The sequence below is a fragment of the Blastococcus sp. VKM Ac-2987 genome (assembly GCF_026967805.1).
Taxonomy (GTDB): domain Bacteria; phylum Actinomycetota; class Actinomycetes; order Mycobacteriales; family Geodermatophilaceae; genus Blastococcus.
Window position 1 is genome coordinate 878,907 of the sequence record NZ_JAPVBG010000003.1, and the last position, 19,369, is coordinate 898,275.

Consider the following 19,369-nt stretch of genomic DNA (forward strand, 5'->3'; position numbering starts at 1 on the left):
GGGAGTTCCCGTGCAACTCATCGAATGCCCGTGGTGCGGCCCCCGCGAGGAGGTCGAGTTCTCCTACGGCGGCCAGGCCCACGTCCCGTACCCGGACACCCCCGGCGAGCTCACCGACGAGGAGTGGGCGCGCTACGTCTTCTTCCGTGACAACACCAGGGGCCGCTTCGCCGAGCGCTGGCACCACAGCGCCGGCTGCCGCCGCTGGTTCAACGCGATCCGCGACACCGCCACCTACCGCTTCGAGCGCGTCTACCGCCTCGACGAGCCCAGGCCGGTGACCCCGTGACCAGCCCCTTCCGCACCGCCGAGGGCGGCCGCATCGACCGCGCCACCACCCTCGAGTTCACCTTCGACGGGCAGACCCACACCGGCCACCCCGGCGACACGCTCGCCTCGGCGCTGCTCGCCGCGGGGCGGCACCAGATCGCCACGAGCATCGCGCTGGGCCGACCGCGCGGCGTCGCCGCGGCCTGGGCCGAGGACCCGGGTGGCCTGGTTCAGGTCGAGGAGCCCTTCCCCGAGCCCATGCTGCTGGCCACCACGGTGGAGCTCTCCGACGGGCTGGTCGCCCACGGACTGCCGGGGCAGGGCCGCCTCGCCGAGGTCGCCGACTCCGCCCGGTACGACGGCGTCCACCACCACGTCGACGTGCTCGTGGTGGGTGCGGGCCCGGCGGGGCTGGCTGCCGCGCTCACCGCCGCCCGCTCCGGTGCCCGCGTCGCCCTCGTCGACGAGCAGTCCGAGGCCGGCGGGTCGTTGCTGGGCGGCGCCGACCGCCTCGACGACGCCCCCGCGATGCGGTGGGTCGCCGCGGCGGTCGCCGAGCTCGCCGCCCACCCGGAGGTCCTGCACCTGCAGCGCACCACCGCGTTCGGCAGCTACGACGACGGCTTCGTCCTGGCACTGGAACGGCGCACCGACCACCTCGGGACGGCGGCGCCCAAGCAGGTCTCCCGCCAGCGGGTGTGGCGCCTCCGCGCGCGCTCCGTCGTCGTCGCGACCGGAGCGCACGAGCGACCGGTCGTCTTCGCGGACAACGACCGCCCGGGCACCATGCTCGCCGGTGCCGCGCGCACGTTCCTGCACCGCTACGGCGTGCTGCCCGGCCGCCAGGCCGTCGTGTTCACCACGAACGACAGCGCCTACGACGCCGCCCTCGACCTCCACGGCGCGGGTGTGCGGGTGGAGGCGGTGGTCGACGCCCGGCCGGCCGGCTCACCGCAGCGCCGGGAGGCGTGCGAGCGCGCCGGCATACCCGTCCTTCCCGGGGCGGTCGTGGTCGGCACCCGGGGCGTCGAGCGGGTCACGCACGCCCTCGTCGCCCCGTTCGCGGACGGGGAGGTCGGGGCCGCCAGCCCGATCGCCTGCGACCTCCTGCTGGTCAGCGGTGGCTGGAACCCGGCGGTGCACCTGTTCAGCCAGGCCCGCGGCCGCCTGGTGTACGACGAGACCCTCGGCGCGTTCCTCCCCGGGGAGGAGCTCGACGGCCTCTCGGTCACCGGCGCGGCGGCCGGTGTGCTCGACCTGGCCGGGTGCCTCGTCGACGGGCAGCGGGTCGCGCGCGCGGCGCTGTCGGCCCTCGCGGTCGAGCCGGCGGGGGAGGACCGGCTGCCCACCGCGCCGGAGGAGGTCGTCCCGGCCGCGCCCCTGGTGCTGTGGCGGGTGCCGGACACCTCCGGGGCCGAGGGGACGACGTCGTTCGTCGACCTGCAGCGCGACGCGACGGTCGCCGACATCGCGCGCGCGGTCGGCGCCGGCCTGCGCTCCATCGAGCACATCAAGCGCTACACCACGATCGGCACCGCGCACGACCAGGGCAAGACCTCCGGCGTCCTCACCTCGGGCATCACCGCCGAGCTGCTCGGGGTCCCCGTGCAGGACACCGGCACCACCACCTTCCGGCCGCCCTACACCCCGGTGGCCTTCGCCGCCCTGGCCGGACGCGACCGCGGCCGGCTCTTCGACCCCGAGCGGGTCACCGCGCTGCACGACTGGCACGTGGTGGCCGGGGCGGTGTTCGAGGACGTCGGTCAGTGGAAGCGCCCCCGCTACTACCCGCGGCCCGGCGAGGACATGGCGGCTGCGGTCCTCAGGGAGTGCGCGGCCGCCCGCACCGGTGTCGGCATCCTGGACGGCTCCACCCTGGGCAAGATCGACGTGCAGGGCCCGGACGCCGCCGTGCTGCTCGACCGGCTGTACACCAACATGATCAGCAGCCTCAAGGTCGGCTCCGTCCGGTACGGCGTCATGTGCGGCGTCGACGGCATGGTCATCGACGACGGCACGGTGCTGCGGCTGGCCGAGGACCGCTTCCTGCTCCTCACCACCACCGGCGGCGCGGCGAAGATCCTCGACTGGATGGAGGAGTGGGCGCAGACCGAGTGGCCCGATCTGCGGGTCCACTGCACCTCGGTCACCGAGCAGTGGGTCACCTTCCCCGTCGTCGGCCCCCGCTCCCGCGACGTCATCGGGGCGGTCTTCCCCCAGGTCGACGTCTCCAACGAGGCCTTCCCCTTCATGACCTGGCGGGACACCATCCTCGACGGGGTGCCGGTCCGGCTGGCCCGGATCAGCTTCTCCGGGGAGCTGGCCTTCGAGGTCTACGTCAACCCCTGGTACGGGGTCGCGGTGTGGGAGCGGCTGCTCGAGGCCGGCCGCCCGCACGGCATCACGCCGTACGGCACGGAGACCATGCACGTCCTGCGCGCGGAGAAGGGTTACCCGATCATCGGGCAGGACACCGACGGCACCGTCACCCCGCACGACCTGGGCATGGCGTGGGCGGTGTCGAAGAAGAAGCCCGATTTCATCGGCAAGCGCTCCTTCGCCCGGCCGGCCAACCAGGACCCGCTGCGCAAGCAGCTGGTCGGGCTCCTGCCCGTGGACGGGCAGACCGTGCTGCCGGAGGGGTCACAGATCGTCGACTTCCTCGCCGACGGCCGGCTACCGCCCCCGCCGGTCCCGATGCTCGGCCACGTCACCTCCAGCTACCGCAGCGCCGAGCTCGCCCGGCCGTTCGCCCTCGCCCTGGTCAAGGGGGGCAGGTCACGCATCGGCGACACCCTCCACGTCCCCGTCGACGGCGCCCTCGTCCCGGTCGAGGTCACCGGCTCGGTGCTGGTCGATCCCGAAGGAGCCCGTCGTGATGGCTGAGCTGCTGCGCACCCACCCGCTCATGGCATGGAGCAGGGCCTTCGAGCGGCTGCCCGAGCCCGTCGGCATCACCGTCGAACCGTTCGTCGCGACGGCCGACGTCCGGCTCGCGTCGGTCGGCGCCGCAGCGTCGGAGGCGCTGGGCGTCGACCTGCCGACGGTGCCCAACACCTGGGTGCCGACCGGCACGGGGCGGGCGGTCTGGCTCGGTCCCGACGAGTGGCTGCTGAGCAGCACCACGGAGACCCCGGAGCAGCTCGAGGCCCGGATCCGCGCCGCCGTCCTCCCGCTGGGCGGGTCGGCGACCGACGTCTCCGCCCAGCGGATCGGCCTGCGGCTGACCGGCGCGCGGGTGCGCGACGTGCTCGCCAAGGGCTGCTCGATCGACCTGCACCCGAGGGTCTTCGCCCGGGGGAGCAGCGCGCAGACGTCGCTGGGTCAGGCGGGCGTCGTCCTGATGGCCCTCTCCGACGCCGGCGACGACTACGTCGTCCTCGTCCGGTCGTCCTTCGCCGGCTACCTCGCCGACTGGCTGCTCGACGCGGCCCTCGAGTTCACCACCACCCACGACAGCTGACCGACCCCCGTCGGCCGTCCCCGGATCCACCGGCACGTCAGGAGCGAGAGCAATGCCCACCACCCCTCGTGTGGTCATCATCGGAGCGGGGATCGTCGGCGCCAACCTGGCCGACGAGCTGACCCTCCGTGGCTGGGACCGCGTCACCGTGGTCGACCAGGGACCCCTTCCGCTGACCGGCGGCTCCACCTCGCACGCGCCCGGGCTGGTCTTCCAGACGAACGCCTCCAAGACGATGACGGCGCTGGCCAGCTACACGGTCGAGAAGTTCAGCAGCATCGACGTCGACGGCGCCTGGTGCTTCAACCAGGTCGGCGGCCTCGAGATCGCCACCACGCCGGAGCGGCTCGCGGACCTGCACCGCAAGCAGGGCTGGGCCACCTCCTGGGGCGTCGAGGCGCAGGTGGTCGACGTGGACGAGTGCGTGCGGCTGCACCCGCTGGTCGACCGCGACCGGATCCTCGGCGGCCTGCACATCCCCAGCGACGGTCTGGCCAAGGCGTCCCGGGCGGTCGTCGCGCTGGCCCGCCGCGCCGAGGCCCGGGGAGCCCGCTTCCAGGGCTCCACCCGGGTGACCGGCATCGAGCAGTCCGGCGGCCGGGTGACCGGCGTCCGGACCCCGGACGGCACCATCCCCGCCGACGTCGTGGTCTCCTGCGCCGGCTTCTGGGGGGTGGAGCTCGGCGCCATGGCCGGGATGGACGTGCCCCTGCTGCCGCTGGCCCACCAGTTCGCGTGGACGGGGCAGGTGCCGGAACTGGTCGGGCGCAACGACGAGCTCAGCGAGGCGAGCCTGCCGATCCTGCGCCACCAGGACCAGGACCTCTACTTCCGCGAGCGCGGCGACTGCCTGGGCATCGGCTCCTACGCCCACCGGCCGATGCCCGTCGACCTGCGCGAGCTGCCGCAGGGAGACGGCGTGCGGGAGTCGTCGATGCCCTCGATGCTGCCCTTCACCGAGGAGGACTTCGCCCCGGTCTGGGAGGAGAGCCAGCTGCTGCTGCCCTCGCTGCGCTCGTCGAAGATCGACTCCGGCTTCAACGGCGTCTTCTCGTTCACCCCGGACGGCGGCCCGCTGGTCGGCGAGTCCAGCGACGTCGCGGGCTTCTGGATCGCCGAGGCGGTCTGGGTCACCCACTCGGCCGGAGTGGCCAAGGCGGTGGCCCAGCTGCTCGTCGACGGCCGGTCGGAGATCGACCTGCACGGCTGCGACGTGCACCGCTTCGAGGAGATCCAGCTCGGGGCGGAGTACGTGAGCGAGACCTCGCAGCAGAACTTCGTGGAGGTCTACGACGTGCTGCACCCGCTGCAGCCACGGCTCTCCCCGCGCGACCTGCGGATCAGCCCCTTCCACGCCCGGCAGCGCGAACTCGGTGCCGTCTTCCTCGAGGGAGCCGGGTGGGAGCGGCCGCACTGGTACGAGGCCAACGCGGACCTGGTGGCCGCCCTGCCGACGGAGTGGGTGCCGCCGGAGCGCGACGCCTGGAGCGGGCAGTTCCACTCACCGATCGCGGCGGCGGAGGCGTGGAGAACCCGCACCGCGGTGGCGATGTACGACATGACGCCGCTCAAGCGGCTGGAGGTCAGCGGCCCGGGAGCGCTCGACCTCCTGCAGCGGCTGACGACCGGCGAGATGGACAAGTCGGTCGGGGCGGTGACCTACGCGCTGATGCTCGACGAGGCCGGCGGCGTCCGGAGCGACGTCACCGTCGCCCGGCTCGGCGAGCAGCTGTTCCAGGTCGGGGCCAACGGCCCCCTGGACCACGACTACGTGCAGCGCCAGGCTCCCGACGACGGCACCGTCTGGATCCGGGACATCACCGGAGGCACGTGCTGCATCGGGCTGTGGGGGCCGCGGGCCCGTGACCTGGTCCAGCGCGTCAGCTCCGACGACTTCTCGAACGAGGGGCTGAAGTACTTCCGCGCCAAGCGGGCCCGGATCGGGGGAGTGCCGGTGACGGCCATGCGGCTGTCCTACGTCGGCGAGCTCGGGTGGGAGATCTACACCAGCGCCGACAGCGGTCAGCGGCTGTGGGACGTGCTGTGGCGTGCCGGCCAGGACCTCGGCGTGATCGCCGCAGGCCGGGCCGCGTTCGGCAGCCTCCGGTTGGAGAAGGGGTACCGCGCCTGGGGCCACGACATGACCACCGAGCACAACCCCTACGAGGCCGGTCTCGGGTTTGCCGTCCGCACGCAGAAGAAGGCCGACTTCGTCGGCCGGCAGGCCGTGGCCGGGCTGAGCGACGAGACGGTGGGCCGCCGGCTCTCCTGCCTGACGATCGACGACGGCCGCAGCGTCGTCCTCGGCCACGAGCCGGTGTTCGTCGACGGCCGGCCGGCCGGCTACGTGACCAGCGCGGCCTTCGGGCACACCGTGGGCCGGCCGATCGCCTACGCCTGGCTCCCGGCGTCGGCGGGCGTCGGCACGGCCGTCGAGATCGAGTACTTCGGCAGTCGCATCCGGGCGACCGTCGCCGCCGAACCGCTCGTGGATCCGGAAATGACCCGGATCCGCGGCTGAAGAAGCCCCCTCGCCGGCTCGGGGCGCCGACCTGGAGGGGGCGGGCCGCCCGTTCGTCGCCTCGTCCACCCGAAGGGCTCCCGATGCGCACCGAGACCCTCCTCGCGCACGCCCGCGCACTGCCGGCCGGTACCGGCCCACCCAAGGGCGTCGCGACGTCATGAGGGACGCGGTGCCGCAGGGCGCATCGGGCACCCCGGGGCCGAACGGGAGTGCCCACTTCCTCGGCCGGGCGCACGGCGGGGGACGGCCGCTGGTCTGCGGCATCCTCAACGTCACCCCCGACTCCTTCTACGACGGAGGGTTGTTCGACAGCCTCGAGCGTGCCGTCGAGCACGGCTGCCGCGTGGCGGCCGAGGGCGCCGACCTCATCGACATCGGCGGGGAGTCGACCCGGCCGGGCTCGCGGCCGCCGAGCCTCGCCGAGGAGCTGGACCGGGTCGTCCCGGTGGTCGGGGCTCTCGCGCGGGTGGTCCCGGTTCCGCTGTCGGTGGACACCTCGCGTCCCGAGGTCATGAGGGCAGCGGTCGCCGCGGGGGCGAGCATGGTCAACGACGTGCGGGCGCTCCGGGCGCCGGGCGCTGTGGCGGCCGCCGCGGAGTTGGGCGTGCCCGTGTGCCTCATGCACATGCGGGGCTCGCCGGTGACCATGCAGCAGGATCCCCGCTACCAGGACGTCGTCGCCGAGGTGCGCGACTTCCTCGCCGAGCGGAAGCGTGCCTGCCTCGACGGCGGTATCCGGCCGGAGCACCTCCTGGTGGACCCGGGCTTCGGTTTCGGCAAGACGCTGTCCCAGAACGTCGCGCTGCTGGCTTCGCTCGGCAGGCTCGGCAACCTCGGCCTCCCGATCATGGTGGGGCTGTCCCGCAAGTCCATGGTCGGGCAGCTCACCGGACGGGCCGTCGGGGACCGGCTGGCCGGGTCCCTGGCTGCAGCGGTCATCGCCGCCCAGCGGGGTGCCGCGGTCCTGCGTGTGCACGACGTGGCAGCCACGCGGGACGTCCTGTCGGTCCTGGGCGCCGTCGCCGCGCGTGACCGCTCCGGGGCGCCCCCGGGGTGATGACCGGTCCCGGGGCCCTCGTCAGATCACCGCACGGATCGCCTGCTCGAAGCCCAGGACGTGCGCACGGGCGAGGTCGTCGGCCCGATCCGCGTCGCCGGCGGCGATCGCGCGGAGCAGCTCGACGTGCTCCCCGACGTGCTCGTCCACCGTGGGCAGCCGGTCGAGGAACAGGCAGAAGATCCGCGTCGCCAGGTTGTCGTAGCGGACGAGGACGTCCTCCAGGTGCGGGTTGCCCGCCGCCCGGTAGATCGCCCGGTGCACCGCGAGGTCCCAGCGCATCAACTCGTTGCGGTCCACCTGCGTGACGTCCAGCTGCTCGATCCGTGAGGCCAGTTCCTCGAGCTCCGACCGGACCGGGCGGGCGGCGCGCTCGGCGGCCCGGCGGGCCGCCAGGGGCTCGAGCTGGGCGCGGATGTCGGAGATGTGGGCCAGGTCGGAGATGTCCATGCCGGTCGCGAACGTCCCCCGGCGCGCATAGGACACGACCAGCCGGTCGACCTCCAGCCGCTTCAGCGCCTCGCGGACCGGTGTCCGGCCGACGCCGAGGTCCTGCGCCAGTGCGTCGTCGTCGATCGGATCGCCGGGGCTGATGGCCAACATGATCAGCCGATCCCTGATCGCCACGTAGGCCTTGTCCGCCAGGGAGGTGACGGCGGACGGATCCAGATCGAGCGGTACGGCGGTCACGTTCGGATCGTAAGGGCTGACGGCCGCCGAGGCTTGCCTCCATGTGATGAGCGGCATACTCTTGTTACACATCTGGTATATCAGTCGTCGGTCCACTCCGTACCGGGGACGCCGCGAGAGGCACGCATGACCATCAGCGCCTTCGACCTGTTCAAGGTGGGCATCGGCCCCTCCAGCTCGCACACCGTCGGGCCCATGCGTGCGGCCTGCTCCTTCGCGTCCCGGCTCCGTGACGAGGCCTTGCTGCCGCGTGTCGCCGCCGTCCGCTGCGAGCTCTTCGGGTCGCTCGGTGCGACCGGGCACGGGCACGGCACCGTCAAGGCGGTCGTCCTGGGTCTCGAGGGCGAGCAACCCGACCTGGTCGATCCCGTGGCCGCGGAACCCCGCCTCGCGGCCGTCCGTGCCGGAGGCGAGCTCCGGCTGGCGGGCGAGCACCTCATCTCCTTCTCCGTGGACGACGACGTCGTGCTCCACCGGCGCAAGCGGATGGCGTTCCACAGCAACGGCATGCTCTTCCGGGCACTGGATCCGGCAGGCGACGAGGTCAGCCGACGCGAGTACTACTCGGTGGGCGGCGGCTTCGTCGTCGACGAGGACGACGCCGGCAACCCGGCCATCGTCGAGGACCCGACGCCGGTGCGGTATCCGTTCCACACCGGCGAGGAGCTGCTGGCGCGGACGCGCGGGACGGGTCTGCGCATCAGCGATGTGATGCTGGCCAACGAGCTGGCCTGGCGCAGCGAGGCGGAGGTCCGCGCCGGCTTGCTCCACATCTGGTCGGTGATGCAGGAGTGCGTGGATCGCGGCAGCCGTGCCTCCGGCGTCCTGCCCGGGGGGCTCAAGGTCCGCCGGCGCGCCGCCGCGGTGCGCGCCCAGCTGGAGGAGCGCCCGGACGAGGCCGACCCCCTCCGGGCGATGGACTGGGTGACGCTCTACGCCCTGGCGGTCAACGAGGAGAACGCGGCCGGGGGACAGGTGGTCACCGCGCCGACGAACGGCGCCGCCGGCATCGTGCCGGCCGTCCTGCACTACTACCGCGACTTCATCGACTCCTACTCCGATGACGGGGTGGTGCGCTTCCTGCTCACCGCCGCTGCGATCGGGCTGCTGTTCAAGGAGAACGCCTCCATCTCGGGCGCGGAGGTGGGCTGCCAGGGAGAGGTCGGCTCCGCCTGCTCCATGGCCGCCGCCGGCCTCGCCGAGGTCATCGGGGGAACGCCGGAGCAGGCGGAGAACGCCGCCGAGATCGGCATCGAGCACAACCTCGGCCTCACCTGCGACCCGGTCGGGGGGCTGGTGCAGATCCCGTGCATCGAGCGCAACGCCGTCGGCTCGATCAAGGCCATCACCGCGGCTCGCATGGCCGTCCGGGGCGACGGCCGGCACCACGTGTCCCTGGACAAGGCGATCAAGACCATGCGCGAGACCGGCGCGGACATGAAGGACAAGTACAAGGAGACCGCCCGTGGCGGGCTGGCGCTCAACATCGTCGAGTGCTGAGGAGGCACCCGTGTCCCATCCCTTCACCCTCACGCTCAGCTGCGCCGAGCGCCCGGGCATCGTGCACGCCGTCAGCTCGTTCCTCTTCGAGCACGGCTGCGACATCGTCGAGCACCAGCAGTTCGACGATCCGCTCCGCGGGCAGTTGTTCCTGCGCACCGCGTTCGTCTGCGCCGAGGACTCCGACGTCGACTGCCTGTCCCAGGCATTCCGAGCGGTGGCCGACGAGTTCGGGATGTCGTACCGGGTCGCCGGCGATCAGCCGGAGCGGGTGCTCGTGATGGTCTCCAAGCTCGGGCACTGCCTCAACGACCTGATCTTCCGGTGGCGTGGCGGCAACCTCGGCGGAGAGCTGGTCGCGGTGGTGTCCAACCACGAGGACCTCCGGCCGATGGCCGAGGCCGCCGGCCTGCCGTTCGTGCACGTGCCCGTCACCCCGGCCACCAAGCGCGAGGCCGAGGCCCGGCTGCTCGAGCTGGTCGACGAGTTCCGCGTCGACCTGGTGGTGCTGGCCCGGTACATGCAGGTCCTCTCCGACGAGACGTGCGCGGCGCTGCACGGACGGACGATCAACATCCACCACTCGTTCCTGCCGGGGTTCAAGGGCGCCAAGCCCTACCACCAGGCCTTCGACCGTGGCGTCAAGCTGGTGGGGGCGACCGCCCACTACGTGACCCCCGACCTGGACGAGGGCCCGATCATCGAGCAGGAGGTCATCCGGATCGACCACACCTACGATCCGCGGGCGCTGGCCACCGTGGGCCAGGACGCCGAGGCGCTGGCGCTCTCCCGGGCCGTGCGCTGGCACAGCGAGCGGCGGGTGCTGCTCAACGGTCACAGCACGGTCGTCTTCCGCTGAGCCTGGCGGCGGCGGCCTGATCCACGAAGACCTCCGGGAGCGGGCCCTTGCCACCTCATCAACGGGCCAGGAAGTGCACCCCGATCCAGAGCCAGGTGAGCAGGACGACGGCGCGGCCGGGCGTCGTCCGCATCGCGGCGCCCAGAGCCTGACCCGCGGTGGCCGGACCGAGCCCGAGGCGGGCGCAGATGTCGATCGCCAGACCGGCGACGAGCAGACCCAGGAAGCCGGCAGCGCTCATGAGGACGCCGCTCGTCATCGCGGTGGCCGGCGCCGCGGGCGATCGAGCAGCCAGGCCCCGACGGCCAGCCAGCAGACGGTGGCGCCGCCGCGCAGCAGCGGTTGGGCGAGGAAGGGGTCCGCGAGATCGCTCGCCGTCGGCAGTTCGTCGTCGGCGAGCGTCACGAGTTCCCAGGAGACGGCGGCGACCGCGAGGGCGAGCCACGGCAGCGCTCGCCGGCCCACCGGTGGGACGGTCCCGCCCGACTGCCGGACCAACGCGACGACGACGACGGCGGTGCCGGCGGTGCCGATCGCGAGGAGCGCGCCGACCGACAGTTCGCCCCAGGCCATGACCGCGGCGGCGCAGAGCAGCGTCATGGCCGGAAAGGTGAGCCGGCGCGCGAACGGGGAAGACCTCACACGTGCATGCTCGCGCAGGAGGCCGCCGGGGAGCGCTCCTGTTCGCCGCTTCCGTCGCCCTGCTCCTCGGCGCCTGGAACAACGTCGTCATCACCCGGATGCCGGGCTATCCGCAGTCCTACGTCCCGGTGAACCTGGCGGCGACGGGCCTGGTCCTCGTGGGGGCTCGCTGTGTCGGCGTCAGCTGGCCGGAACTGGGATTCGATCCGCGTGGAGCGCGGGCCGGACTGCGATGGGGCGGGGCGTGCGTCGCCGTGGTCGCCGCCGGTTACGCGGTCGGCCTCGTGGTCCCGGCGGTCCGCCCCCTGCTGGCGGACGCACGGCTCGCCGGTGCCGGCTCCGCCGAGATCGCCTACCAGACGCTGGTCCGGATCCCGCTCGGCACCGTCCTCTGGGAGGAGATCGCCTTCCGTGGCGTCCTGCTGGCTGCGCTGATGCGCGTGGTCGCGCCGCGTGCGGCCGTCGCGGTCTCGGCGGCCCTGTTCGGGATCTGGCACATCCGTCCCACGATGAGCGCGACCACGGCCAACGCTCTGACCGACGGGTCCGGGGGACTCGTCGTCGCCGTGCTGCTGGGATGTGCCTTCACGGCGGCAGCGGGGGTCCTGTTCGCCTGGCTGCGCCTCCGGAGCGGCAGTCTGCTGGCCCCCGTCCTCCTCCATCTGGCGACGAACAGCCTGGGTGCGCTGGCCGCAGCCGCTGCCCACCGCCTCGGATGAGGCTCAGTGCGGGCATCGGCGGGCGGCTCGTTCCCGCAGCGCCAGTCAGCCCCGTCCGTCCCGTGCAGACGCCGCCATCTGACGATGCGGTGCCTGTCCCGGTCGAGGGTCGGCCCGTCGTCCGTCTCCCGGTCCCGCTCGGGTTGCGTGCGGGTCTGTACGCACGTGTGCGTACAGACCAGCCGTCCGCGCCGTCCCTAGCCTCCAGTCGTGAGGCAGACTGCGTCGGTCGAGGGGGACAGGCATGCCCGGTTCGCTCGGTGAACACCACCTGCAGGAGCGCTACGGGACCTCCACCCGCGCCCGGGCCTTCTACGACCACCAGGTGCTGGAGCATCTCAGCGAGCGGATGCAGACCTTCATCGAGCGGATGGACATGGTCTTCATCGCCACGGCCGACCGGACGGGACAGGCTGACTGCTCGTTCCGTGCGGGGCCACCGGGGTTCATCTGCGTCCTGGACGACCAGACCCTGCTGTACCCCGAGTACCGCGGCAACGGCGTCATGGGCAGCTTGGGCAACATCGCGGAAACCCAGGGCATCGGCATGCTCTTCATCGATTTCTGCGGCGATGCCATCGGGCTGCACGTCAACGGCCGGGCGGCGATCCTGGAGAACGAGCAGGTGCTGTCCGCCGGCCCGTTGCCCGAGCACGTGGTCGAGGGACTGCTGCAGCAGGGCGGTCGCCGACCGGATCGCTGGGTGCGCGTCGACGTCGCCGAGGCATACATCCATTGCGCCAAGCACATCCCCCAGCTGGCGAGGCGGTCAGACTCCGCCCAGGCCTGGGGGACCGACGACCAGGTGCGCAAGGGGGGCGACTACTTCGGGGTCAAGCACCTGCCGCGCCCGTGGGTCGACGCCACCCCCGGCCCCCTCCTCGGCACGTGGCGCACTGAACCCGGTGAGACTCGGGAGCGGGTGAGTGGCTGATCCAGCAGACCGACGACCACCGCCGGTCGCACCGGGGACGTGACCCCGGGTCCTCGCCGAGCCCGGCAGCACACCGGCCTCACCGGCCGTCGTCCGGCACCGCTCCCTGACCCAGGCGGGGCAGTGCGCTCCCTTCGTCGACTTGCACGGCCGACTCTCGCGCCCCCTGCCCGATCGTGGGCGTAGTGAGCACGGTGGGGTGCTCGGCGCTGCGGGGGAGGGGAATCGGAGGTACGACATCCGGGATCCGGCGTCGTCCGCCGGGCTCGACGGGTGTGGCCAGGAGGCCGGCCTCGCGGGCTCGCTGGACCGCCACCAGTCTGTCCCGCACGCCGAGCTTCCGGTACAGGTGCTCGAGGTGCTTGTGCACCGTCCGAGGAGAGGTGTGCAGGCGACGAGCGATCGACTGAGCGGTCAGACCTGCTCCGAGCAGCCTGAGGACGGCGTACTCGCGCTCCGTCAGACGGGTGTCACGGACGCGTTCGATCTGCCAGTTCGGTACGCCACCCATCAAGTCCTGCTGGCATACCAGCGCAGCAAGTGCCGGTCGGACCAGGTCAGCGAGCTCCGCATCGGCGTCGTGGTAGTCGTCGTCGGGACGACTGACGACGTAGGCCTGGGCGCCGTCGCCCAGTCGGAGGGGCAGCGCGAGCTGGTGCGTGATGCCGAAGGGACGTGCGAACGCCGACCAATCGGCCGCCATCCTCGCGGAGGCCACTTCGCGGGGCACTCGCCCCAGGATCTGCGCTTCGCAGCTCCCGGTGACGGAGTACCAGCGGATGAGTGGGTGTGTGGTCGCATCGGGGAGCTCACCCGACGGCGGTGTCGTCGGCAGGTAGCCGTTCGGCCAGACACCGATCACATGATCCGTCCACGCGGCGTCCACCACGTTCAGCGAGCAGCAGGCTGCGTCGAAGGAGCGGAGGAGCAGCTCGGCGACGTCCGCGTGCGGGAACTCGAGTGTGCCGGGCCGCCCCTGCAGGATGTCCCCCACAAGTTCCAGCCACGCCGCGGGGTAGGTCGTGGGGCCCGACACGCAGCCGAGCGTATTCAGGCGCTCGCTGATCGTGCAATGAGTTTCCGGACGATGCTGTTCTGGCGATTCCCGGAGCCGGCCGGCGCCTCCTGTCACTACGCACAAGTGCGTACGGTCACGATGCCCCGCCCCGAATAGCGTTGCCCACACGTCTCACGTGCTGCGTCGGAGGGGGAGCCATGTCGGTCAGGGCGGTACATCTGCCCGCGGGGGACGGGCAGCGAAGACCGATCCGGTCACGACAGCCGGCGACAGCGAGTCGCCTCGTCTGATCCGCCGTCCGCACCGCATGCACGCCAAGGGGCACTGCGACCTCCGGCTGCTACGCGGCGACCTCCGGAGCGGAGGTCGCCGGAGGCGCGATCGGAAACCGGACGAAGGGTGACCGCGGCGATCACGGGCCCCAGCCGCTGGCCTCCGAGAGGAAGGGTTCCTCACGTGGACCGTCCGTCTACATCCCGCGTCACGCTGCTCGACGGCTTCGGGCTGCACCTTCCCGGCTGTGCACGACGGTCCACCGGGGACGACCTGCCTCGGGCTGTTCAGCGGCTGGTGGCACTCGTGTGCCTGTCCCACCGGCCGACCCGGACCGCGATGGCCGGCCGGTTGTGGCCGGACGTTCCCGAGGACCACGCACACGGGAGCCTGCGATCAGCGCTGTGGCGGCTGAACAAGGCGGCGCCCGGTCTGGTCGAGGTGTCGGGGAGTGCCCTCCAGCTCGCGACGGATGTCCGGGTCGACGTGCGCGAGATGAGTGACTGGGCGCTCCAGGCGGTTGCGGCGGGCGGCGGATCCGACCACGCAGCCCTGCCGGACACCGCGCTCCTCGGCGACCTCCTGCCCGGGTGGTACGACGACTGGGTCCTCCTCGAACGTGAGCGACTGCGTCAGCAACGCATGCAGGCGCTCGAGGCGGTGGCGGCGCGACTCGCTTCCCTGGGCCGGCACGGTGAGGCTCTGGAAGCAGCGCACGCGGCGGTCAGCGCCGAGCCCCTGCGGGAGAGCGCCCGTCGGATCGTCGTGCGGATCCACCTGGCCGAGGGGAACCTGGCCGAGGCGGTCCGGGCCTACGAGCTCTTCCGGAGCATGCTGGAGGACGAGCTCGGCGTTCCTCCGACCGAGCAGATGACCCGGCTGGTGCAGCACATCCCGCAGTTCCGCCGGGAGCTGTCCGCCCGAGCTCGAGCGCGGCCCGACGAGCGCTTCCCGAGGCGCGAGGCCACGGTGATCAGGACCCTCGAGGGTCGAGCGGTGGTGGGGCTGACGCGCGGGCAGTGAGGAGAAGCAGCCGGCGTCGTCCTGCGCGCGTCGTCCTCGACGGGGTCGCCGAGGCGGTCCCGGCCTGGCTGGACGACTTCCTCGGCGGGGTGACGGGCTCCGTGGACGGCGGCGGCTGAGGCGGCGGACGGCAGCCTGACCACCGGGCCGGCAGCCTGCCCCCTGGCCCACGCCAGGTGTGCCGCGTCGCCGGCTCAGAACGCGACCAGCTGGGCGGTGCCGGAGAGCTGGTGGACCCGGTGCGTCTGGAGCACCCCGACCGGACCGGGTGCCCCGACGAAGGCTCCCGACCGGTCCGTGGTCTCGATGCCGATGGCGGAGAACTCGACCTCGTCACCGAGGTGGAGTCGGACAACAGGTACCAGCAGGGTGAACGAGCGGAAGAAGGCGTCGACGACGTCGTCCAGGATCACGGTCACCAGTTCGCCGATTCGGGTCTGGAGACGGGTGATCTCCTCGCCGGAGAAGTTCAGGTCGTGCTCCGTGTCGCGGTAGGACAGCAGCGGCGCACCGGTGATGCTCGAGCGGGAGTAGTGGATCCCGATCGGAGCGGAGATGTCGAACAAGTTCGCGTCGGCCAACTGGGTGACCACGGGTGTCGCGTGCTCTCCGGACATCACGCTTCTCCTCCTCGATCAGTGCGGTGGGTGAGCGCGGCTGGGTCGCGACTGTTCCGCTGGTCCGGGCGACCGGGTCCCGGCGACGACGTCCTCGCAGGCAGTGCCGCGCACGGCGGAAGTCTCGTGCGGCGGGCGTCACCGTCTCGTCACTCCACCGTCACGACGGACCCCGCTTCCGTGACGGACGGGGTGGAAGAGCCGTGGCGACCCGGCTTCTGGCGGTGGGGCGATCACGCCTCAGCGATGTCCCGGGACACCACCGGTCGAGGTGTCGCAACACAGCAGAGGCGTCCGCCCGACGGGCGACACGGTGGGACGCCCACAGCGGCGGCCCCAGCTATCACGGTGCGGTCAGCGATGTGGTCTCGGTCGCGTCGGCGGGAAGGTCGGTATAGGTCACGGTCACCACGGGCTCTCCCGGGCTGACCTGCTCGGTGACGAGCACCGCCAGCGGGCGGACGCTCTCGGTGACGTCCGGGGCTGCGGCCTGCGCGCGCTTGGTGATCGTCGGGTTCACCGCTGTCCGCGTGACCGACACCTTGGGCTCGGCCGGCAACGGGTACTGGACCACGTTGTCGGGTCCCGGATTGCGCTCGATCTCGACCCAGTAGATGGACATCGGCACGAGTCGGCCGGTGGAGGTCCACCAGTGGTGGTGCACGTACGTGAAGGTGTCGACGACGGTGGCGGTCGTGTAGGTGTTGAGGGTCTCGCCCTGTCGGGTGATGGTCACGACGTTCTCGTACGCCTGCGTGGACGTGACCACGGCGCTCCGTCGCTGGGTGGTGACCGTGACCTCTTCCTGTGGCTGCTCGGTGAGGGTGACGACCTCGGTCGGTTGCGTCGACGTCTTCACCAGGCGGTGGGGCGTGGTGGATTCATCGACGGCTTCCACCACCACCGGGGAACCGACGCTCCTCGTCGACGTGGTGGTTCGTGCGTCTCCGGCGGCACGGACCTCCGTCGTGACGATGGCCTCTCCTTGCGGGACGTACTCGAGGTGGTCGACCGGCTCCCCGACCGGAACGCGCTCGCGCACCAGGACCGGGTCTCCCACCTGCTGCCACACATGGCTCTCCCGGGTCGGCCCCACCATCATCGGATAACCGTCGACGGTCCAGGTCTCCACCGCGCACAGATCACGCCGCGTCGCCGACGGATACCTGTTGGCAAAGGGATTGTCCGCGGCCGGGACGAAGGTGCCGCCGGCGTCGAGGCACTGCTGCTCCTGGACGGGCGTTGCCGCAAGCGCCGGGGTGGCGGTGAGCACTCCGAGCAGACTGGTGCCTGCGAGAGCGCACACGGTGACGAGGGACTTGCGCACGGTGCCTCCGATGATGGCTGGGAGTCGGATGGAGAAAAGCAGGCGGCTCTCGACGTCGTCGCGGTTCCGGTCGTCCTCACGGGCGGCGGTCATCGGGCTCACGGGCTCGGCGTGACCGGACCCCGCCCGGTCGGGTCATCGACCGGTGGACATCCGCGCCGCGCCCAGCGCCTGCCGCATCACGGCGGACGCGGTGCGGACGAGGATGACGACGTCCTGCCACAGACCCCAGTGCTCGATGTAGTGGTTGTCGAACCGGGCCCGTTCCTCGATCGAGGTGTCGCCCCGCAGGCCATGGACCTGTGCCCACCCGGTGAGCCCGACGGCCAGGCGGTGGCGGTCCCGGTAGCCGTGCACCGAATCGGCGAACTGCGCGGCGTATCCGCATTCCTCCGGTCGCGGCCCCACCAGTGACATGTCTCCGCGGAAGATGTTCCACAGCTGAGGCAGCTCGTCGAGACTGGTCCGGCGCAGCAGCGCCCCGATCGGCGTCGCGCGGAGCTCGACGTCGACGCGCCGTGCGTGCATGGTGCTCCGCGCCGTGCCGGACGGATCCGCTGCGGCCGGCTCACACGGCGCCACCCGCAGGCTACGGAACTTGAGCATCGCGATCTCCGCACCGAACTGCCCGGTGCGGCGCTGCCGGAAGAGCACCGGCCCTGGGCTGCTCAGCCGGACGGCGAGGGCGAGAACGGCGAGCAACGGGGAGAGGAGGATGAGCGCTGCCCCCGACACGAGGACGTCCAGGAGGCGCTTGGCACGCCAGCCCCCGCGGCGCAGGGCGGCGCGGCGCACTCGGTGGAGCGGGATGCCCCACAGGTCCTCCACCTCGGGACCGTTGGGTGTCATTCCCACGTCGAAGAACCTCGGGACGACGTACACCTCGACGTCCCGCATGGCCGCGCTGCGGACCAGTCCGACGAGATCGGCCTCCCGGGTGGGCCCGTAGGCGACGACGACCTTGCGCACCGCGTTGGCGTCGAGGACGGCATCGACGTCGGCCAGGGTGCCGAGGGGTTTCCGGTCGTCGAGCCGATCGCCGTCGCCCAGGAAGCCGACTGCCCGTAGGCCGAGCTCCGGGTGCTCGTCCATCGTGCGGAGGAGGCCCATCCCGAGCTTGCCTCCGCCGACGACGAGAGTGGCCTCACCGACGAGCCCCCGCCACCGCGCCCAGCGGATCGCGGCGTAACCGATGGCACGGCCCGAGAGGAGCGCCGGCAGGCTGACCAGCGCCTGCAGCGGAAGCGTGGAGCTCGATGTTCCGGGCAGGACGAACGGCGCGACCAGCAGCAGCGCGAAGCCGAGCCGCAGGACGTCGTGCGGGGCCTGCTGCAAGGCCCCCAGCGTGATCCGGGGGCGGTAAGCGCCTGCCACGGCGAGCAGGGCGACGGCGACGGCGACGTATGCGGCAGCCGGTGCTACCGGGCCACCCAGCCAGAGGACCGGCAACGACAGGGCCACGAGGTCTGCGCCGATCAACGCCATGACGACGAGCCCACCCCGGGACCGCGGCGCCGATGTGCGCGACGGCCCGGCGACGCCGCCTTCGCCGCAGCCGTGACGACCCTCCTGCTCGGGGTCGACGTGCTCGGCGCTGACGCGCGAGGGTCGGACACCGGTCACTCGTTGCGCCGGGATGGCGACCGACTCCCGCAGGGCCGAGCCGGTGGCCGACCCGCCCTGGGTCGGAGGAACGGTCGACCGACGCTGTCGAGGAAGGGCTGTCGATGCGGGCTGACGGATCAGGACCGTCGAAGGCGTCCGCTCTGAGATCTCGTCCTCGCACACGCCGTGATCGGTCAAGTACCGCCCCCTTGTTGTGGCCTGGAATTAGTATGGTAGGGAATCGAACCTCCCTCTACTAGCCTCTTCATCCAAACCGCAATCGGTAATCTCATGGTCACGAATCGTGCACGTCGACAGCGAAATCATCTCCCTGTCATCTGTGCAGCAAATTGGTGCCCTTGGTGCTCGACCGATCGGTCATCAGTGCGTGAAGGTCCCTCAGATATCGGGTCGGGCAGCCGGCCGATGTGGCCCTCCAGGCTTCGAACGGACGCGGTGGCAACGCTCGCCGGGCGGACGGAGCAGTGCAGGGTCTCGCATCACCGCTGCCACGACCTGGGCGAATTGGGCGCCCCCGTTGCGTTCCCGTCGCAAGGGCGTGCAGGTACGACATGCCTTTCCCAGCGACGTGGGCGACCTACATCGCCCTGCGCGAGAAGCTCTCGGGCGTCCTGCGCAGCTCGCCGGCGGCGCTCCGGGCGAGTCGACGGACGGCATCGGGCTCTCGGCCGCCTCGGACGGCCGGCCCCGGGTGCCGGTGCTGCGCGCGACCGATGCCCCGATGACGACGTGCCAGGTCTCCTGGCTGTCCCACGGGGCGTGCCCGGTGAGGCGAGGGGCGGTCCCGTGGCGGAAGCCGGAAGTGCCGTCACTTGACGCTGTCGTAA

The 19,369-nt window shown here is 71.9% G+C and carries 18 protein-coding genes; 11 read left to right on the plus strand and 7 right to left on the minus strand.

The features are described 5' to 3' along the window. Positions 1 to 10 precede the first annotated feature (10 nt). From O2W17_RS19380 to folP, 5 genes are all read left to right on the plus strand, one after another. Positions 11 to 289 carry a sarcosine oxidase subunit delta gene (locus tag O2W17_RS19380; RefSeq protein ID WP_269194091.1) on the plus strand — a complete coding sequence of 93 codons (279 nt, stop codon included), beginning with the start codon at positions 11 to 13 and terminating at the stop codon, positions 287 to 289. Beyond that, positions 286 to 3,156: a 2Fe-2S iron-sulfur cluster-binding protein gene (locus O2W17_RS19385; RefSeq protein ID WP_269194092.1), complete on the plus strand. Its 2,871-nt coding sequence runs from the start codon at positions 286 to 288 to the stop codon at positions 3,154 to 3,156. The genes O2W17_RS19380 and O2W17_RS19385 overlap by 4 nt, the downstream gene beginning before the upstream one ends. After that, entirely contained in the window at positions 3,149 to 3,733 is a 585-nt protein-coding gene (locus O2W17_RS19390) for a sarcosine oxidase subunit gamma (RefSeq protein ID WP_269194404.1), read from the plus strand. The genes O2W17_RS19385 and O2W17_RS19390 overlap by 8 nt, the downstream gene beginning before the upstream one ends. Positions 3,734 to 3,785: 52 nt before the next feature. Then, positions 3,786 to 6,254, plus strand: a complete 2,469-nt coding sequence (locus O2W17_RS19395; RefSeq protein ID WP_269194093.1) for a GcvT family protein — start codon at positions 3,786 to 3,788, stop codon at positions 6,252 to 6,254. Between the two features lie 160 nt (positions 6,255 to 6,414). Next, positions 6,415 to 7,314 carry a dihydropteroate synthase gene (gene folP / locus O2W17_RS19400; RefSeq protein ID WP_269194094.1) on the plus strand — a complete coding sequence of 300 codons (900 nt, stop codon included), beginning with the start codon at positions 6,415 to 6,417 and terminating at the stop codon, positions 7,312 to 7,314. Positions 7,315 to 7,335: 21 nt separating this feature from the next. Here folP and O2W17_RS19405 read toward each other — a convergent pair whose 3' ends face one another. After that, entirely contained in the window at positions 7,336 to 8,004 is a 669-nt protein-coding gene (locus O2W17_RS19405) for a GntR family transcriptional regulator (protein WP_269194095.1), read from the minus strand. Positions 8,005 to 8,130: 126 nt separating this feature from the next. On the opposite strand from O2W17_RS19405, the gene O2W17_RS19410 reads away from it, so the two are divergent. Together O2W17_RS19410 and purU are read left to right on the plus strand one after the other, a co-directional pair. Beyond that, on the plus strand, positions 8,131 to 9,504 hold the full coding sequence (locus tag O2W17_RS19410; protein ID WP_269194096.1) for an L-serine ammonia-lyase: 1,374 nt from the start codon (positions 8,131 to 8,133) through the stop codon (positions 9,502 to 9,504). A gap of 10 nt (positions 9,505 to 9,514) precedes the next feature. Next, entirely contained in the window at positions 9,515 to 10,363 is an 849-nt protein-coding gene (gene purU, locus O2W17_RS19415; protein ID WP_269194097.1) for a formyltetrahydrofolate deformylase, read from the plus strand. Between the two features lie 58 nt (positions 10,364 to 10,421). Here purU and O2W17_RS19420 read toward each other — a convergent pair whose 3' ends face one another. Beyond that, positions 10,422 to 10,604 carry a DUF6186 family protein gene (locus O2W17_RS19420; protein ID WP_269194098.1) on the minus strand — a complete coding sequence of 61 codons (183 nt, stop codon included), beginning with the start codon at positions 10,602 to 10,604 and terminating at the stop codon, positions 10,422 to 10,424. 14 nt (positions 10,605 to 10,618) lie between these two features. Further along, on the minus strand, positions 10,619 to 10,963 hold the full coding sequence (locus tag O2W17_RS19425) for a hypothetical protein (protein ID WP_269194099.1): 345 nt from the start codon (positions 10,961 to 10,963) through the stop codon (positions 10,619 to 10,621). A gap of 44 nt (positions 10,964 to 11,007) precedes the next feature. On the opposite strand from O2W17_RS19425, the gene O2W17_RS19430 reads away from it, so the two are divergent. Both O2W17_RS19430 and O2W17_RS19435 read left to right on the plus strand, forming a co-directional pair. Continuing rightward, positions 11,008 to 11,724, plus strand: a complete 717-nt coding sequence (locus O2W17_RS19430) for a CPBP family intramembrane glutamic endopeptidase (RefSeq protein ID WP_269194100.1) — start codon at positions 11,008 to 11,010, stop codon at positions 11,722 to 11,724. Positions 11,725 to 11,968: 244 nt separating this feature from the next. Next, a complete protein-coding gene (locus O2W17_RS19435) occupies positions 11,969 to 12,658 on the plus strand; it encodes a pyridoxamine 5'-phosphate oxidase family protein (protein WP_269194101.1) in 690 nt (229 codons plus the stop codon). Between the two features lie 79 nt (positions 12,659 to 12,737). Here the strand turns inward: O2W17_RS19435 and O2W17_RS19440 are convergent, their stop codons facing one another. Beyond that, positions 12,738 to 13,694 (minus strand): helix-turn-helix transcriptional regulator, encoded by a 957-nt coding sequence (locus tag O2W17_RS19440; RefSeq protein ID WP_269194102.1) that lies wholly within the window; start codon positions 13,692 to 13,694, stop codon positions 12,738 to 12,740. Between the two features lie 561 nt (positions 13,695 to 14,255). On the opposite strand from O2W17_RS19440, the gene O2W17_RS19445 reads away from it, so the two are divergent. Further along, a complete protein-coding gene (locus O2W17_RS19445) occupies positions 14,256 to 14,972 on the plus strand; it encodes an AfsR/SARP family transcriptional regulator (protein WP_269194103.1) in 717 nt (238 codons plus the stop codon). Beyond that, a complete protein-coding gene (locus tag O2W17_RS19450; protein WP_269194104.1) occupies positions 14,969 to 15,091 on the plus strand; it encodes a hypothetical protein in 123 nt (40 codons plus the stop codon). The genes O2W17_RS19445 and O2W17_RS19450 overlap by 4 nt, the downstream gene beginning before the upstream one ends. Before the next feature lie 75 nt (positions 15,092 to 15,166). On the opposite strand, the gene O2W17_RS19455 is transcribed toward O2W17_RS19450, so the two are convergent. The 3 genes from O2W17_RS19455 to O2W17_RS19465 all read right to left on the minus strand — a co-directional run bounded on the left by O2W17_RS19455 (position 15,167) and on the right by O2W17_RS19465 (position 18,401). Further along, on the minus strand, positions 15,167 to 15,589 hold the full coding sequence (locus O2W17_RS19455) for a hypothetical protein (RefSeq protein WP_269194105.1): 423 nt from the start codon (positions 15,587 to 15,589) through the stop codon (positions 15,167 to 15,169). A 343-nt stretch (positions 15,590 to 15,932) separates the two neighbouring features. Continuing rightward, positions 15,933 to 17,018, minus strand: a complete 1,086-nt coding sequence (locus tag O2W17_RS19460; RefSeq protein ID WP_269194106.1) for a hypothetical protein — start codon at positions 17,016 to 17,018, stop codon at positions 15,933 to 15,935. Positions 17,019 to 17,051: 33 nt separating this feature from the next. Further along, positions 17,052 to 18,401: an exopolysaccharide biosynthesis polyprenyl glycosylphosphotransferase gene (locus tag O2W17_RS19465; RefSeq protein ID WP_269194107.1), complete on the minus strand. Its 1,350-nt coding sequence runs from the start codon at positions 18,399 to 18,401 to the stop codon at positions 17,052 to 17,054. Positions 18,402 to 19,369: the final 968 nt, after the last annotated feature.